This is a genomic window from Leclercia sp. M50 (assembly GCF_037150775.1).
In the GTDB taxonomy this organism is placed as follows: domain Bacteria; phylum Pseudomonadota; class Gammaproteobacteria; order Enterobacterales; family Enterobacteriaceae; genus Enterobacter.
This window is the reverse complement of record NZ_JBBCPK010000097.1, coordinates 1-15740: the sequence shown is the minus strand read 5'-3', so window position 1 is coordinate 15740 and position 15740 is coordinate 1. Positions and strand designations below refer to the sequence as shown.

Annotated in this window: 13 protein-coding genes; 9 read left to right on the top strand and 4 right to left on the bottom strand. The window is 58.3% G+C overall.

The window, feature by feature from the left end; all coding sequences use genetic code 11:
* Both WFM46_RS19360 and WFM46_RS19355 read right to left on the bottom strand, forming a co-directional pair.
* The coding region (locus tag WFM46_RS19360; RefSeq protein WP_336998282.1) for a deoxyribodipyrimidine photo-lyase at positions 1–814 on the bottom strand (814 nt) is incomplete at its 3' end.
* 179 nt (positions 815–993) lie between these two features.
* The gene (locus WFM46_RS19355; RefSeq protein WP_103181047.1) at positions 994–1200 is read right to left on the bottom strand and encodes a YbfA family protein; all 207 of its coding nucleotides are present in this window, start codon (positions 1198–1200) and stop codon (positions 994–996) included.
* Between the two features lie 308 nt (positions 1201–1508).
* Here WFM46_RS19355 and kdpF point away from each other — a divergent pair, with 308 nt between their 5' ends.
* From kdpF to potE, 9 genes are all read left to right on the top strand, one after another.
* On the top strand, positions 1509–1598 hold the full coding sequence (gene kdpF / locus WFM46_RS19350) for a K(+)-transporting ATPase subunit F (protein ID WP_103178707.1): 90 nt from the start codon (positions 1509–1511) through the stop codon (positions 1596–1598).
* Positions 1598–3277, top strand: coding sequence for a potassium-transporting ATPase subunit KdpA (kdpA, locus tag WFM46_RS19345; protein ID WP_336998281.1), 1680 nt, complete (start codon positions 1598–1600; stop codon positions 3275–3277). The genes kdpF and kdpA overlap by 1 nt, the downstream gene beginning before the upstream one ends.
* Before the next feature lie 18 nt (positions 3278–3295).
* The gene (gene kdpB / locus WFM46_RS19340) at positions 3296–5344 is read left to right on the top strand and encodes a potassium-transporting ATPase subunit KdpB (protein ID WP_336998280.1); all 2049 of its coding nucleotides are present in this window, start codon (positions 3296–3298) and stop codon (positions 5342–5344) included.
* Between the two features lie 12 nt (positions 5345–5356).
* Complete coding sequence (gene kdpC / locus WFM46_RS19335; protein WP_180210004.1) at positions 5357–5932, top strand: potassium-transporting ATPase subunit KdpC; 576 nt, start codon at positions 5357–5359, stop codon at positions 5930–5932.
* On the top strand, positions 5933–8608 hold the full coding sequence (gene kdpD / locus WFM46_RS19330) for a two-component system sensor histidine kinase KdpD (RefSeq protein WP_214421733.1): 2676 nt from the start codon (positions 5933–5935) through the stop codon (positions 8606–8608).
* Positions 8605–9282, top strand: coding sequence for a two-component system response regulator KdpE (gene kdpE / locus WFM46_RS19325; protein ID WP_336998279.1), 678 nt, complete (start codon positions 8605–8607; stop codon positions 9280–9282). The genes kdpD and kdpE overlap by 4 nt, the downstream gene beginning before the upstream one ends.
* Positions 9283–9558: 276 nt before the next feature.
* Positions 9559–9663, top strand: coding sequence for a leader peptide SpeFL (gene speFL / locus WFM46_RS19320; RefSeq protein WP_138369585.1), 105 nt, complete (start codon positions 9559–9561; stop codon positions 9661–9663).
* A gap of 254 nt (positions 9664–9917) precedes the next feature.
* Positions 9918–12116, top strand: coding sequence for an ornithine decarboxylase SpeF (gene speF / locus WFM46_RS19315; RefSeq protein ID WP_156654103.1), 2199 nt, complete (start codon positions 9918–9920; stop codon positions 12114–12116).
* Positions 12113–13426 carry a putrescine-ornithine antiporter gene (potE, locus tag WFM46_RS19310; protein ID WP_103178699.1) on the top strand — a complete coding sequence of 438 codons (1314 nt, stop codon included), beginning with the start codon at positions 12113–12115 and terminating at the stop codon, positions 13424–13426. Before speF ends, potE begins: the two co-directional genes overlap by 4 nt.
* Before the next feature lie 96 nt (positions 13427–13522).
* Here the strand turns inward: potE and pgm are convergent, their stop codons facing one another.
* Positions 13523–15163, bottom strand: coding sequence for a phosphoglucomutase (alpha-D-glucose-1,6-bisphosphate-dependent) (gene pgm, locus WFM46_RS19305; protein WP_180209529.1), 1641 nt, complete (start codon positions 15161–15163; stop codon positions 13523–13525).
* 24 nt (positions 15164–15187) lie between these two features.
* The gene (gene seqA, locus WFM46_RS19300; RefSeq protein ID WP_103178697.1) at positions 15188–15730 is read right to left on the bottom strand and encodes a replication initiation negative regulator SeqA; all 543 of its coding nucleotides are present in this window, start codon (positions 15728–15730) and stop codon (positions 15188–15190) included.
* Between the last annotated feature and the right edge of the window lie 10 nt (positions 15731–15740).

Here is a 15740-nt window from a genome sequence, read left to right as displayed (position 1 = left end):
GCCATACCGCTCCCGGCCCCCCCTCCAGCGCCTCAGGTTGTTCTGCCAGCAAGCGGTGCAGGCACTGGCGAGGAGACAGCACCCCCAGCGCCAGGCAGGCGGAGAGACGGCTGGTCCCTTCGATAGCCGGAAAATCGCGCTGCGCCTCATACTCCCCTGCCCCCTGTTGACAGAACTGACGCAGCCGGGCAATCGCCTCTCTCTCGCTCGCTGGAAAGAGGTCAGTATCGAATGGCTGTTGCGGATAATCGAAATCCAGCGCCGCCGGGGTCACCTTTTCGCCCTCGCGGACGGCAGGAGCCGCCGCACACTCAGGCAGCCCCTCTTTCAGCCGCCGCAGCCAGGCGTTTTTAAACGGCGTAAAGACCTTGTACATCTCATGACTGCCGGTCATGACGCTGCCCGGCGGCAGGATCACGCTGTCATCAAAACCCTGACAGATAACCTCCTGCAACGCGCGCTCCAGCTGACGATCGCGCTGCTGCTCGTTCAGTTCGTACTGGTAGTTATAAAAGAGATGGGTGACCTCATGCTCTGCGCAAAGCTGCGCCACTTTTTCGCCCTGGGCGGCGAAATCAGCCACCTGCGCGTAGAGCAGCGGAATGTTTCTGTCGGCCAGCTGCTGTTGCAAATCGTTGAGATGAGCATGAAGAAAGGCGGCCTGGCGAGGCGCCATGGCGTGCTCACGCCACTGCTGCGGCGTGGCGATGAAAAGCGCCAGGACGCGGGCATGTTTGTCGCGGCAGGCGGCGGCAAGCGCAAGGTTATCGTGGATGCGCAGATCGGCGCGAAACCAGACCAGATGGGTGGCCATAACACTCCAGTATTATCGTCTGTAACATCTACAAGTCACCGAGGATACTTTGCTTTAACAAGTGTAGCCATACTGAAATAAAAAAGGCCGCCCAACGGACCGCGAATCCCGGGGGATAAAAAAACCGCCACATTGCTGTGGCGGTTTTTTGTTACTGCAATTGCTGTGTGTAGTCTTTCTTAATAAAAATCACAAATGGCTTTTTCAGCCTGATCCATCCACACCGGCTTATCGCTGGTCTTCGCCCATACGCGATGCAGATAGCTGTAAAAACGTGCACGATCTTTCCAGAACAGCATAACTGGTAACGCCAGAACACCCGCTAACACAGCGAAAGTGCGGCGAATAAAAACGATATGTGCCGGATACGCTTTGTAAAATTCCATCATTTTCTCCCCTCTTTCTGGCCGGAAATCTGCTCCGGAAAAGTAAAACTGATTATCTGCTGAAAATAGTAACGCTTTGGCTGTAATTTTACTACTCATCCGACCACTTTTTTGTCCTCTAAAAGGGATCTTTACACTTCATCCCGTAATTTAGTTACATAAAAGTTAAATTAATACTAACCATTAGTTAAATTATGGTCTTAGTCATTTTTATACTTTTTTTACACCTCCCCGTCTGATTTTTGCGAAATCTTTGCGCCAGAAAATTTACCGTTTGCACCATGACTAATGTCACCCGGAGGTGAATTGTGAGTGCAGGTGTAATTGTGGGCATCGCGCTGCTGTTTCTGTTACTGGGGTATCTGATTTATGCCCTGCTTAACGCGGAGGCATTCTGATGGCTGCTCAGGGATTTCTGCTTATCGCCAGCTTTCTGCTGGTACTGTTCATACTCGCCCGGCCACTGGGGATGTGGCTGGCACGGATGATTAACGGCCTGCCGCTGCCCGGGGTGCAGGCCATTGACGCAGGGATACTGCGCCTGCTGGGGATCCGCGCCGACGAGATGAGCTGGCGCCATTATCTGTTGGCTATTCTGCTGCTTAATGGCGTGGGCCTGGTTGTGCTCTTCGCCATGCTGATGCTTCAGGGCACTCTGCCGCTCAATCCGCAGCAGCTCCCGGGGCTTTCATGGCATCTGGCGCTGAATACCGCCGTCAGCTTTGTCAGCAACACCAACTGGCAGTCCTATGCCGGTGAAACCACTCTGAGCTATTTCAGCCAGATGGCGGGGCTGACGGTACAAAACTTCCTCTCTGCGGCCAGCGGTATCGCAGTGATTTTTGCCCTGACCCGCGCCTTCTCCCGCCAGAATATCACTACGCTTGGCAACGCCTGGGTCGATCTGACCCGCATCACCCTGTGGGTGCTGCTGCCGCTGTCGCTGGTTATCGCCCTGCTGTTTATGCAGCAGGGTGTATTGCAGAACCTGCTTCCTTATCAGCCCTTCACCTCGCTGGAGGGGGCCAGGCAGCTGCTGCCGATGGGGCCGGTCGCCTCGCAGGAAGCGATCAAAATACTGGGTACCAACGGAGGGGGGTTCTTTAATGCCAACTCCACCCATCCGTTTGAGAATCCGACCGCGCTGACCAACGCCGTGCAGATGCTGGCGATCTTCCTGATCCCCACCGCACTGTGCTTTGCCTTTGGCGAGTCGGTCAGCGATCGGCGCCAGGGGCATACGATCCTGTGGACCATGTCCGCCATCTTTGTGGTCTGCGCGGCGCTGGTGATGTGGGCGGAGTGGCAGGGTAACAGCCACTTTATGCTGCTCGGCGCGGACAGCAACAGCAACATGGAAGGAAAAGAGAGCCGCTTTGGCATTCTCGCCAGCAGCCTGTATGCGGTGATCACCACCGCCGCCTCCTGCGGAGCGGTTAACGCCATGCATGACTCCTTCACCGCCCTGGGCGGCATGATCCCGATGTGGCTGATGCAGATTGGTGAAGTGGTGTTTGGCGGCGTCGGATCGGGCCTGTACGGCATGCTGCTGTTTGTGCTGCTGGCGGTCTTTATCGCCGGGCTGATGATTGGCCGCACCCCGGAATATCTGGGTAAGAAAATCGACGTGCGGGAGATGAAGCTGACCGCGCTGGCGATCCTCGTCACCCCTGCGCTGGTGCTGCTCGGCACCGCCCTGGCGCTGATGACTGACGCCGGGCGCAGCGGCATCTTCAACCCCGGGATCCACGGCTTCAGCGAGGTGCTGTACGCGGTGTCGTCGGCAGCCAACAACAACGGCAGCGCCTTTGCGGGCCTGAGCGCAAACTCACCGTTCTGGAACTGCCTGCTGGCGTTCTGCATGTTGGTCGGCCGCTTTGGGGTGATTATTCCGGTCATAGCCATCGCCGGATCGCTGGTGAACAAGACCCGCCAGCCCGCCTCTGGCGGCACGCTGCCTACCCACGGCGCGCTGTTTGTGGGTCTGCTGATCGGCACCGTCCTGCTGGTCGGCGCCCTCACCTTTATTCCCGCCCTCGCATTAGGCCCGGTTGCGGAACACCTCTCTTTACGCTGATTTTACGGAGTATTCTTCATGAGTCGTAAGCAACTGGCCCTGCTTGAACCTGCTCTGGTTCGCCAGGCGCTGATGGATGCGATAAAAAAATTAGATCCGCGCGTGCAGTGGCGCAATCCGGTGATGTTTATCGTCTGGCTGGGGAGCCTGCTGACCACCCTGCTTGCCCTCGCCATGACGGGCGGATGGCTGTCAGGAAGCGCCACCTTTACCGCAGCGATCAGCCTGTGGCTGTGGTTCACCGTGCTGTTTGCCAACGTCGCCGAAGCGCTGGCGGAAGGACGCAGCAAAGCGCAGGCCAACAGCCTTAAAGGGGTACAAAAGACCGCGTTCGCCCGCAAGCTGCGCGAAGCGAAATATGGTGCTGCCAGCGAAACGGTGCCTGCGGATACGCTGCGCAAAGGCGACATTGTTCTGGTGGAAGCCGGAGATATTATCCCCTGTGACGGGGAAGTGATCGAAGGGGGCGCCTCGGTGGATGAGAGCGCCATCACCGGGGAGTCCGCGCCGGTGATCCGTGAGTCCGGGGGCGATTTTGCCTCGGTCACTGGCGGAACACGCATTCTTTCCGACTGGCTGGTGATCCAGTGCAGCGTCAATCCGGGCGAAACCTTCCTCGATCGGATGATCGCCATGGTGGAAGGCGCCCAGCGGCGCAAAACCCCGAACGAAATCGCTCTGACCATTCTGCTGGTGGCGCTGACCATCGTCTTTCTGCTGGCGACGGCCACTCTGTGGCCCTTCTCGTCCTATGGCGGGACAGCGGTGAGCGTCACCGTGCTGGTGGCCCTGCTGGTCTGCCTGATCCCGACCACCATCGGCGGCCTGCTGTCGGCCATCGGTGTGGCGGGCATGAGCCGGATGCTGGCGGCCAACGTTATCGCCACCAGCGGGCGAGCCGTCGAGGCGGCAGGCGACGTCGACGTGCTGCTGCTGGATAAAACGGGCACCATCACCCTCGGCAACCGTCAGGCATCTGAGTTCCTGCCCGCCCCGGGGGTGGATGAGCAAACGCTGGCCGACGCCGCCCAGCTGGCATCGCTGGCGGACGAAACCCCGGAAGGCCGCAGCATCGTCATTCTCGCCAAGCAGCGCTTTAACCTGCGCCAGCGCGACGTGCAAAGCCTGCATGCCACCTTTGTGCCCTTTACGGCGCAAACGCGGATGAGCGGCATCAATATTCAGGACCGCCTGATCCGCAAAGGCTCGGTGGACGCGATTCGCCGCCATATTGCGGCCAATAACGGCCACTTCCCGCCGCAGGTGGATACCCTGGTAGAGAACGTCGCGCGTCAGGGGGCCACGCCGCTGGTGGTGGCGGAAGGGGCGACCGTACTCGGGGTGATCGCCCTGAAAGATATCGTCAAAGGCGGCATCAAGGAGCGCTTTGCCCAGCTGCGTAAAATGGGCATCAAAACGGTGATGATCACCGGGGATAACCGCCTGACGGCTGCCGCCATTGCCGCCGAAGCGGGGGTGGATGATTTTCTCTCCGAAGCGACGCCGGAGGCCAAACTGGCGCTGATCCGCCAGTACCAGGGAGAAGGACGGCTGGTGGCCATGACCGGTGACGGCACCAACGACGCCCCGGCCCTCGCCCAGGCGGACGTGGCGGTAGCCATGAACTCCGGCACCCAGGCGGCGAAAGAGGCGGGCAATATGGTTGACCTCGACTCTAATCCGACCAAGCTGATCGAGGTGGTGCATATCGGCAAACAGATGCTGATGACCCGGGGCTCGCTCACCACCTTCAGTATCGCCAACGACGTGGCGAAATATTTCGCCATTATTCCGGCGGCGTTTGCCGCGACTTATCCGCAACTGAACGCCCTGAATGTGATGCATCTGCACTCCCCCGCCTCGGCCATCCTGAGCGCGGTGATCTTCAACGCGCTGATCATTATCTTTCTGATCCCGCTGGCGCTGAAAGGGGTGAGCTACAAGCCGCTCACCGCCGCCGCCATGCTGCGCCGAAATCTGTGGATTTACGGTCTGGGTGGGCTGGTGGTGCCGTTTATCGGCATTAAAGCCATCGACGTCGTGCTCACCCTGTTCGGGCTGGTTTAAGAGGAAAATCAAATGGCTATGTTACGTCCCGCTATACTGTTGTTTATTCTGCTGGCCCTGATAACCGGCGGGCTCTATCCGCTGGTGACCACCGCGCTGGGTCAGTGGTGGTTTACCGACCAGGCCAACGGATCGCTTATCTACCAGCAGGGGGAGATCCGCGGTTCCCGGCTGATTGGGCAGAACTTTACCGCGGCGGGTTACTTTCACGGGCGTCCTTCCGCTACGGCTGAGAGCCCGTATAATCCCATGGCCTCGGGCGGCAGCAATCTGGCGGGCAGCAACCCTGAGCTGGATGACGCCGTTCGTGCCCGCGTGGCGGCTCTGCGCGCTGCTAACCCGCAGGCGAGCCCGGCAGTGCCGGTTGAACTGGTGACCGCCTCAGGCAGCGGGCTGGACTACAGCCTGACGCCGCAGGCCGTCGCCTGGCAGATCCCACGGGTGGCTCTGGCGCGTCAGCTCAGCGCCGAACAGCTCAGCCAGCTGGTGGCCGCCCATACGCAAAAGCCATTATTCAGCGCGATGGGCAATCCAGTGGTCAATATTGTTGAATTGAATCTGGCGCTGGACGCGCTAAGGAAAGAGTAAATGATTGACGAGCCTCTGCGCCCGGACCCGGACAAACTGCTGGAACAGGCCGCCTGGCCCCATCGCGGTAAGCTGAAAATTTTCTTCGGCGCCTGCGCGGGCGTCGGCAAGACCTTCGCCATGCTCAGTGAAGCCCAGCGTCTGCGCGCCCAGGGGCTCGATATTCTCATCGGTGTCGTGGAAACCCACGGTCGCCAGGAGACCGCCGCGCTGCTGGCGGGGCTGGCAACCCAGCCGCCGCGCCGCATCCATCATCGTGGGCGTCTGGTAACGGAATTCGATCTCGACGCCGCCCTCGCCCGCCGTCCGGCACTGATCCTGATGGACGAGCTGGCGCACACCAATGCCCCGGGCTCGCGCCATCCCAAACGCTGGCAGGATGTCGAGGAGCTGCTGGACGCCGGAATTGATGTTTTCACCACCGTCAACGTCCAGCATCTGGAGAGCCTCAACGACGTGGTCAGCGGCGTGACCGGTATTCAGGTGCGGGAGACCGTCCCGGATCCCTTCTTCGACGCGGCGGACGAGGTGGTGCTGGTGGATCTCCCCCCGGACGATCTGCGCCAGCGACTGCATGAGGGCAAAGTCTATATCGCCGGGCAGGCTGAGCGGGCCATCGAGCACTTCTTCCGTAAAGGCAATTTGATCGCCCTGCGCGAGCTGGCTCTGCGCCGCACCGCCGACCGGGTGGACGATCAGATGCGGGCCTGGCGCGACCGCCAGGGTCAGGAGAAGGTGTGGCATACCCGCGATGCGATTTTGCTCTGCATCGGCCACGGCAGCGGCAACGAGAAGCTGGTGCGCACCGCCGCGCGTCTGGCGGCAAAATTTGGCAGCGTCTGGCATGCGGTCTACGTGGAGACGCCGCAGCTGCACCGTCTGCCGGAGAACCAGCGCCGCGCCATTCTTGGCGCCCTGCGTCTGGCGCAGGAGCTTGGGGCCGAAACCGCCACCCTGGCCGAGCAGGCGGAAGAGAAAGCCATCCTGCGCTACGCCCGGGAGCATAACCTCGGCAAAATTGTTATCGGCAGGCGCACCCGTCGCCGCGGGTTCAGCCGGGAGAGCTTTGCCGACAAGCTGGCACAGCGCGCCCCCGACCTCGATCTGCTGATCGTCGCGCTGGACGACAAACCGGCCGCCCTGCCCGCCAGAACCCCGGACAACCGGGCATTCAGCGACAAATGGCGGATCCAGCTGCGCGGCTGTCTGGTGGCGGTGCTGCTCTGCGCGCTGATCACCTTTGTTGCCAGCCAGTGGCTACCCGGCTTCGATGCCGCCAACCTGGTGATGATCTACCTGCTGGGTGTGGTGATCGTGGCCCTGTTTTACGGCCGCTGGCCCTCGGTGCTGGCGACGGTGATCAACGTCATCAGCTTCGATCTCTTTTTTATCGCCCCGCGCGGCACCCTGGCGGTGTCGGATGTGCAGTACGTCCTCACCTTCGCCGTGATGCTGGCGGTAGGTTTGCTTATCGGCAACCTGACGGCGGGGGTGCGCTATCAGGCGCGGATCGCCCGTTACCGCGAGCAACGCACCCGCCAACTGTATGAGATGTCGAAGGCACTGGCGGTGGGCCGCGCACCGCAGGATATCGTCCAGACCAGCCAGCAGTTTATTCACTCCACCTTTAACGCCCGCAGCCTGATCCTGCTCCCGGATCGCGAAGGCAAACTCGCCCCCCTCACCCCGGCTTCGGGCATCACGCCGTGGGATGAGGCCATTGCCCACTGGAGCTTTGATAAAGGCCAGCCTGCGGGAGCAGGCACCGACACGCTCCCGGGTGTACCCTATCAGATCCTGCCGTTGCAGCGTCAGGGGGTGCTGATTGTCGAGCCGGCTAACCTGCGCCAGCTGATGATCCCCGAGCAGCAGCGGCTGCTGGAGACCTTTACCCTGCTGGTGGCGAGCGCGCTGGAGCGGCTGGCGCTCACCGCCAGCGAAGAACAGGCGCGGTTAGCCAGCGAGCGGGAGAGCATTCGCAATTCGCTGCTGGCCGCCCTCTCCCACGATCTGCGCACGCCGCTGACGGTGCTGTTCGGTCAGTCGGAGATCCTGACCCTCGACCTGGCGGCAGAAGGATCTCGCCACGCTATCCAGGCCAGCGAGATCCGCCAGCACGTGCTGAACACCACCCGGCTGGTGAACAATCTGCTGGATATGGCGCGGATCCAGTCCGGCGGCTTTAACCTGAAAAAAGAGTGGCTGACGCTGGAAGAGGTGATCGGCAGCGCCTTAAAAACCCTGGAGCCGGGGCTGGGTGGCCGGCATATCGCGCTCGCGATGTCCGATCCCCTGGCGTTGATCCATGTGGATGGCCCGCTGTTCGAGCGGGTGCTGATTAATCTGCTGGAGAACGCCGCGAAATATGCGGGCAGCAAAGCGCAAATCGGCATTGACGCCAGCGTCACCCCGGACCAGCTCCAGCTGGAAGTCTGGGATAGCGGCCCGGGCATTCCGGCGGGTCAGGAAGAGGCTATCTTTGATAAATTCGCCCGCGGAAATAAGGAGTCCGCCATTCCCGGCGTCGGGCTGGGGCTGGCGATCTGCCAGGCGATTGTGGAGGTGCACGGCGGCACCATTACCGCCCATAATCGCCCCGAAGGGGGGGCCGGTTTTTGTGTTACACTGCCGCTTGATGCCCCACCCGAGCTGAATGACTTTCCAGAGGATTTGTGATTAACGTCCTGATTGTTGAAGATGAACTCGCCATCAGTCGTTTTCTGCGTGCCGCGCTGGAAGGTGAAGGGTTGCGCCTTCACGATGCCGGGACGCTACAGCGAGGCCTGATTGAAGCCGCCACCCGCAAGCCGGACCTGGTGATCCTCGATTTGGGCCTGCCGGACGGCGACGGCCTCGACTTTATCCGGGAGGTGCGCCAGTGGAGCCAGATGCCGATCATCGTGCTCTCCGCCCGTCTGGAGGAGACCGACAAAATTGCCGCACTCGATGCCGGTGCCGACGACTATCTCAGTAAGCCGTTTGGCATTGGCGAACTGCAGGCGCGTCTGCGCGTCGCCCTTCGCCGCCACGCGACCACCGCCCCCGTCGACCCGGTGTATACCTTTTCGGATATTCGTGTCGATCTGGCCTCGCGCCGCATTCAGCGCGGTGAGGCTGAAATCCACCTGACCCCCATCGAGTTCCGCCTGCTGGCGGTCCTGCTCAACAATCACGGCAAAGTTCTTACCCAGCGCCAGCTGTTAAGTCAGGTCTGGGGACCGAATGCGGTGGAGCATAGTCACTACCTGCGCATATATATGGGGCACCTTCGCCAGAAACTCGAAACGGATCCCGCGCGCCCGCGCCATTTATTAACGGAAACCGGTATCGGTTATCGGTTTATGCTGTGAATAATCATTCACTCTCATTTCGCTTAAAACAATTACTCTCCTGGTTTATTTTAAAATATCAGCCTCATAGTTATTCACCCTTATTTGAAGTCTCTTTACACACTAAAAAAACAGCGCATTAACATAATATCCACAACCCAGAATTATGATCTGCACTTTAAATAAAATGCGGATAATTATTTTTCAAATGATCGCTTAATGTTGATCCTCTTCACGGTTTGCCGTCTCTTTCCGGATAAAATGACCACGCTTTCAATTACTGAAAGGAAAAGGGAAATGGAAAATAACAACCGTTTTATGCCACATATAAGGCGGGTAACGCATATAATGAAGTTTGCCCACCGCAACTGCTTTGACTTTCATCTCTTTAACGCCCGGTAGTCCTTCGACTTCTGGCGCACTTGCTTACACACACTCCTGAAAAAGCTTCTTTTACAGTCAGTTGACTGTGAACCAGTGCGCTCATTCTCCTTGATCCAGAATTAACCGTAACCGGACGGGCTGGATTGTATTCAACAAAAAGCAATTTACTGATTTTTTATCAGCGGCCCGACTTTGCTTTTTTTCCGGCAAATAGCGATTTCTTTTTCACAGGAAATCGAAGGACCTCTATTACCTAAAATAAAGAGCGAAAGATGAAAACGTTAAAAATTGCCACCAGCCGCACCTGCCCGCACTGCTTTACCACCACCCGCGATATGGTGGACGTGAACGACTCGGATTATATTGATGTCGCCGCAGTAGTCCTGGCGGTGAGCGATATTTCCAATGGTACTATAGAAAAAATAGATGCCACGGGGTTCAATATTCCCGTTTTTATTTCCACGCATAAAGAAGAGATTGTTCCGGCAGAGTATTTATCGCGTATCCAGGGCGTTTTTGAATGTACCGATAACTGCAATGACTTCTACGGACGCCAGCTGGAAGCAGCTGCGCAGAAGTATGAAACCCAGCTGCGTCCCCCCTTCTTCCGCGCGCTGGTAGATTATGTTAAGCAAGGCAACAGCGCTTTTGACTGCCCGGGACATCAGGGTGGACAGTTCTTCCGCCGCCACCCTGCGGGAAATCAATTTGTCGATTTCTTTGGCGAAACGCTGTTCCGCGCCGACCTGTGCAATGCTGACGTGGCAATGGGCGATCTGCTGATCCACGAAGGCGCGCCGTGTACTGCTCAACAGCATGCGGCGAAAGTCTTTAATGCCGATAAAACCTACTTCGTACTGAACGGAACCTCTTCGTCTAATAAGGTCGTGCTGAACGCCCTGCTCACACCGGGCGATCTGGTGCTGTTCGACCGTAATAACCATAAATCTAACCATCACGGGGCACTGTTACAGGCGGGCGCTACGCCGGTTTATCTGGAAACTGCACGAAACCCGTACGGCTTTATCGGCGGTATTGACGCACACTGTTTTGAAGAGCGTTATCTGCGCGAACGGATCGCCGAGGTTGCGCCAGGCCGTGCCCGCGACCAGCGTCCGTTCCGCCTGGCGGTGATCCAGTTGGGCACTTACGATGGCACCATCTATAACGCCCGGCAGGTCGTGGATAAGATTGGTCACCTGTGCGATTACATTCTGTTTGATTCTGCCTGGGTGGGGTACGAGCAGTTCATTCCGATGATGGCGGACTGCTCTCCGCTGCTGCTGGAACTGAACGAGAACGACCCTGGGATCCTGGTTACCCAGTCGGTGCATAAGCAGCAGGCAGGCTTCTCGCAGACCTCGCAGATCCACAAGAAAGACCGGCATATCAAAGGCCAGCCGCGCTATGTTCCGCATAAACGGCTTAACAACGCTTTTATGATGCACGCTTCCACCAGCCCCTTCTATCCGCTGTTTGCCGCGCTGGATATCAACGCCCGTATGCATGAGGGCCAGAGCGGTCGCAATATGTGGATGGATTGCGTGGTGAACGGCATCGAGGCGCGCAAGCTGATCCTGCAAAACTGTCAGTTTATCCGTCCGTTCGTACCGGAAACGGTAGATGGGCGTCCGTGGGAAAGCGCCAGCACCGCCCACATCGCCACCAACCTGCGCTTCTTCCACTTTGTTCCGGGTGAGCAATGGCACGCTTTTGAAGGCTACGCCGAGCACCAGTACTTTATCGATCCGTGCAAGCTGCTGCTAACCACCCCGGGCATCAATGCGCGCACCGGGGAGTATGAGGATTTCGGCGTGCCAGCCACCATTCTGGCTAACTTCCTGCGTGAAAATGGCATCGTCCCGGAAAAATGCGATCTCAACTCAATTCTCTTCCTGCTTACGCCAGCAGAGGACATGGGCAAACTGCAGCAGCTTGTCGCCCAGCTTGTGCGCTTCGAGAGACTGCTCCAGACCGATGCCCCGTTGAAAGAGGTTCTGCCATCCATCTGCAAACAGTACCCGGAACGCTATGCCGGTTACACCCTGCGCCAGATTTGCCTGGAGATGCATGAACTTTATGCCCGCCATAACGTGAAGCAACTGCAGAAAGAGATGTTCCGTAAGGCGTATTTCCCGCGGGTGATGATGAACCCACAAGAGGCGAACATTGCCTATCTGCGTGGCGAAGTCGAACTGGTCTCGCTGCACGACGCGGAAGGCCGGATTGCCGCCGAAGGGGCGCTCCCCTATCCACCGGGGGTGCTGTGCGTGGTCCCGGGCGAAGTATGGGGCGGTTCCGTGCTGCGCTACTTTGCCGCGCTTGAAGAGGGGATCAACCTGCTGCCGGGCTTTGCACCGGAGTTACAGGGGGTGTACGTCGAGGAGTGTGACGGTCGCAAACAGGTGCGCTGCTACGTCATCAAACAACCTGCCGCTCAGCCTGTGCTGCTGAAAGGAGAAAAATTATGAGTAAATCCAACAAAATGGGCGTCGTGCAGCTCACCATTCTCACTATGGTCAACATGATGGGATCGGGCATTATCATGCTGCCGACCAAACTCGCGGAAGTGGGAACGATCTCAATTATCTCCTGGCTGGTGACGGCGGTGGGATCGATGGCGCTGGCGTGGGCTTTTGCCAAGTGCGGGATGTTCAGCCGCAAGTCAGGCGGGATGGGCGGTTACGCCGAGTATGCCTTCGGTAAGTCAGGCAACTTTATGGCCAACTATACCTACGGCGTGTCGCTGCTGATCGCCAACGTCGCGATTGCGATTTCAGCGGTGGGCTACGGCACCGAGCTGTTCGGTGCCACGCTCAGTCCGGTGCAAATTGGGCTGGCGACCATCGGCGTACTGTGGATCTGCACCGTGGCTAACTTTGGCGGGGCGCGCATCACGGGTCAGTTAAGTAGTATCACCGTCTGGGGTGTCATTATCCCGGTTGTCGGGCTGTGCATCATTGGCTGGTTCTGGTTTAGCCCAACGCTTTACGCCAACTCCTGGAATCCCCATCATGTGCCGTTCTTTACCGCGGTGGGCTCCTCCATCGCCATGACGTTATGGGCCTTTCTCGGGTTGGAATCCGCGTGTGCTAACGCTGAAGTGGTGGATAATCCTGAAAAGAACGTCCCCATTGCGGTACTGGGCGGCACCCTGGGTGCGGCGGTGATCTACATTGTCTCCACTAACGTAATTGCCGGAATCGTACCGAACATGGATCTGGCGACCTCCACCGCACCGTTCGGGCTGGCCTTCGCCCAGATGTTCACGCCGGAAGTCGGGAAAGTGATCATGGGTCTGATGGTTATGTCCTGCTGTGGCTCGCTCCTCGGCTGGCAGTTCACCATCGCACAGGTGTTCAAAACATCAGCGGATGCTGGTTACTTCCCGAAAATCTTCTCCCGCGTAACCAAAGCGGATGCGCCGGTACAGGGCATGCTGGCGATTGTGATTTTCCAGAGCGGTCTGTCGTTGATGACCATTAGTCCATCGCTGAACAGCCAGTTTAACGTGCTGGTCAATCTGGCCGTTGTGACCAACATCATCCCCTACATTCTGTCGATGGCGGCACTGGTGATCATTCAGAAGGTGGCAAAAGTTGATCCGGGCAAGGCGAAAATCGCCAATATCGTGGCGCTGGTGGGAGCGATTTACAGCTTCTATGCGCTTTACTCTTCTGGGGAAGAAGCGATGCTGTACGGTGCTATGGTGACCTTTATGGGCTGGACGCTCTACGGGCTGGTTTCACCGCGCTTTGAACTGAAGAACAAAATGAGCTGACAAAAAAGCCCGGTGGCGCTCGCGCTTACCGGGCCTACAAAATCGAAGCAGTTGTAGGCCGGGCAAACGCAGTGCCGCCCGGCGCACAAACCGCAGTTATGCGTTTTTCAGCACTTCGCTGACAATCTCTACCGCTTCTTTCTCAATCTGCTGGCGGTGTTCCGCACCGAGGAAGCTTTCGCAGTAAATCTTGTAAGCATCTTCCGTACCGGATGGACGCGCCGCGAACCAGCCGTTCTCGGTCATCACCTTCAGACCGCCGATTGAGGCACCGTTGCCCGGTGCCGCCGTCAGACGGGCGGTGATCGGGTCGCCTGCCAGGGTGCTGGCACTGACCATGTCAGGTGAGAGCTTAGAGAGCGCCGCTTTCTGAGCGGAGGAGGCAGAGGCCTGGAGACGGTTGTAGCTCGGCGCACCGAAACGGGCGGCCAGCTCATCGTAGTGCTCCTGCGGGTTCTTACCGGTGACGGCAGTGATCTCCGCCGCCAGCAGGCACATGATGATGCCGTCTTTGTCGGTAGACCACGGCGTACCGTCGAAGCGCAGGAAGGAGGCACCCGCGCTCTCTTCGCCGCCAAAGCCGAAGCTGCCGTCGAACAGACCGTCTACAAACCACTTAAAGCCCACCGGCACTTCCACCAGCTTACGGCCCAGGTCGTTAACCACACGGTCGATCATTGCGGAGGAGACGAGGGTTTTACCCACGGCAACCTCTGCCCCCCACTGTGGACGGTGCTGGAACAGATAGTTGATCGCCACTGCCAGATAGTGGTTTGGATTCATCAGGCCCGCAGGCGTGACGATACCGTGACGGTCGTAATCGGGGTCGTTGGCAAAGGCGAGGTCGAACTTGTCGCGCAGCGCCAGCAGGCCAGCCATCGCACACTCGGAGGAGCAGTCCATACGGATTGCGCCATCTTTATCCAGGTGCATAAAGCGGAAGGTCTGATCGACATGATCGTTAACGATGGTCAGATCCAGCTTGTAGTGCTCCGCAATACGCTTCCAGTATTCAATACCGGAACCGCCCAGCGGGTCGACGCCCAGTTTAAGACCCGCTTTCTGGATCGCCGCCATGTCGACGATATCTGCCAGTCCTTCAACGAAAGGCTGCACCAGATCCTGCTCTTTCACGTGGCCGGAGGCCATCGCCTCGTCCAGAGAGATGCGCTTCACGCCTTTCAGGCCATCAGCCAGCAGCGCGTTGGCACGATCTTCCACCACTTTGGTGACGTTGGTGTCAGCAGGGCCGCCGTTGGGTGGGTTGTATTTGATACCGCCATCTTCCGGCGGGTTGTGGGACGGCGTGATCACAATGCCGTCAGCCTGCGCGCCGCCCTTCTGGTTATGCACCAAGATGGCGTTAGAAACGGCAGGGGTCGGCGTGTAGCCGTTGTTTTCCTGAATGATGACATCCACGCCGTTGGCCGCCAGCACCTCCAGTACGGAGATAAACGCTGGCTCTGACAGGGCGTGTGTATCCTTACCCACGTAACACGGACCGGTGACGCCGTTTTTGGCACGCTCTTCCGCGATGGCCTGAGCAATGGCCAGAATATGCGGCTCGTTAAAGCTATGGCGTACCGCACTGCCGCGGTGCCCGGATGTACCAAACTTAACTGCGTGTTCTGCGTTGCCCACTTCCGGCTTCAGCACGTAATACTGTGCGGTAAGCTGGGCGACGTTAATCAAATCGCTCTGTTGTGCAGGTTGACCCGCACGATTGTGATTTGCCATTGCCTGGTCCTTCTGATGCAAGGGTTAGATAGTTCCGCAAACCTTATCAATCAATTCCACCGGGAACTGCATCGACTGCATGATGTGTTCGATCATGCTGCGTTTACGTCCGGTATTGGTATTGGTGATCACCCAGTACGGTGTACCAGGGAGGTGCTTGGGTTTAGTTTGATTGCCATTCTGTAACAGCGTTTGCTCGTCACCCGCGAAGTAGACACGCGTGCGACCATGCAGTGACTCCGTCGCATCGGCAAACGCGTTGTGATCCAGTGAATAGAGTGTAGTCAGCACCAGCATAAAGCGGTTAACTGCTTTCTTCTGCTCAGCGTATTCGTCAGAAAGCAGCAGTTCGCGCATCGCACGCACTTTGTCTTTTACCTGCGTCAGCGGCTTTTCCTGGGCGACGGCAACGGGCTGGCGCGTCTCTTTGGGGGCTGGAGCGGCAGACTGCGAGGCGGCGGCCATTTTGAGCATGCGCCGTAAAATGTCGGACGCGCTCTCACCGATATGCCGCGTCTGGCTGGCAATATACTGATAGAGTTCGTCATCAACTTCGATTGTTTTCATCTTAATCCAG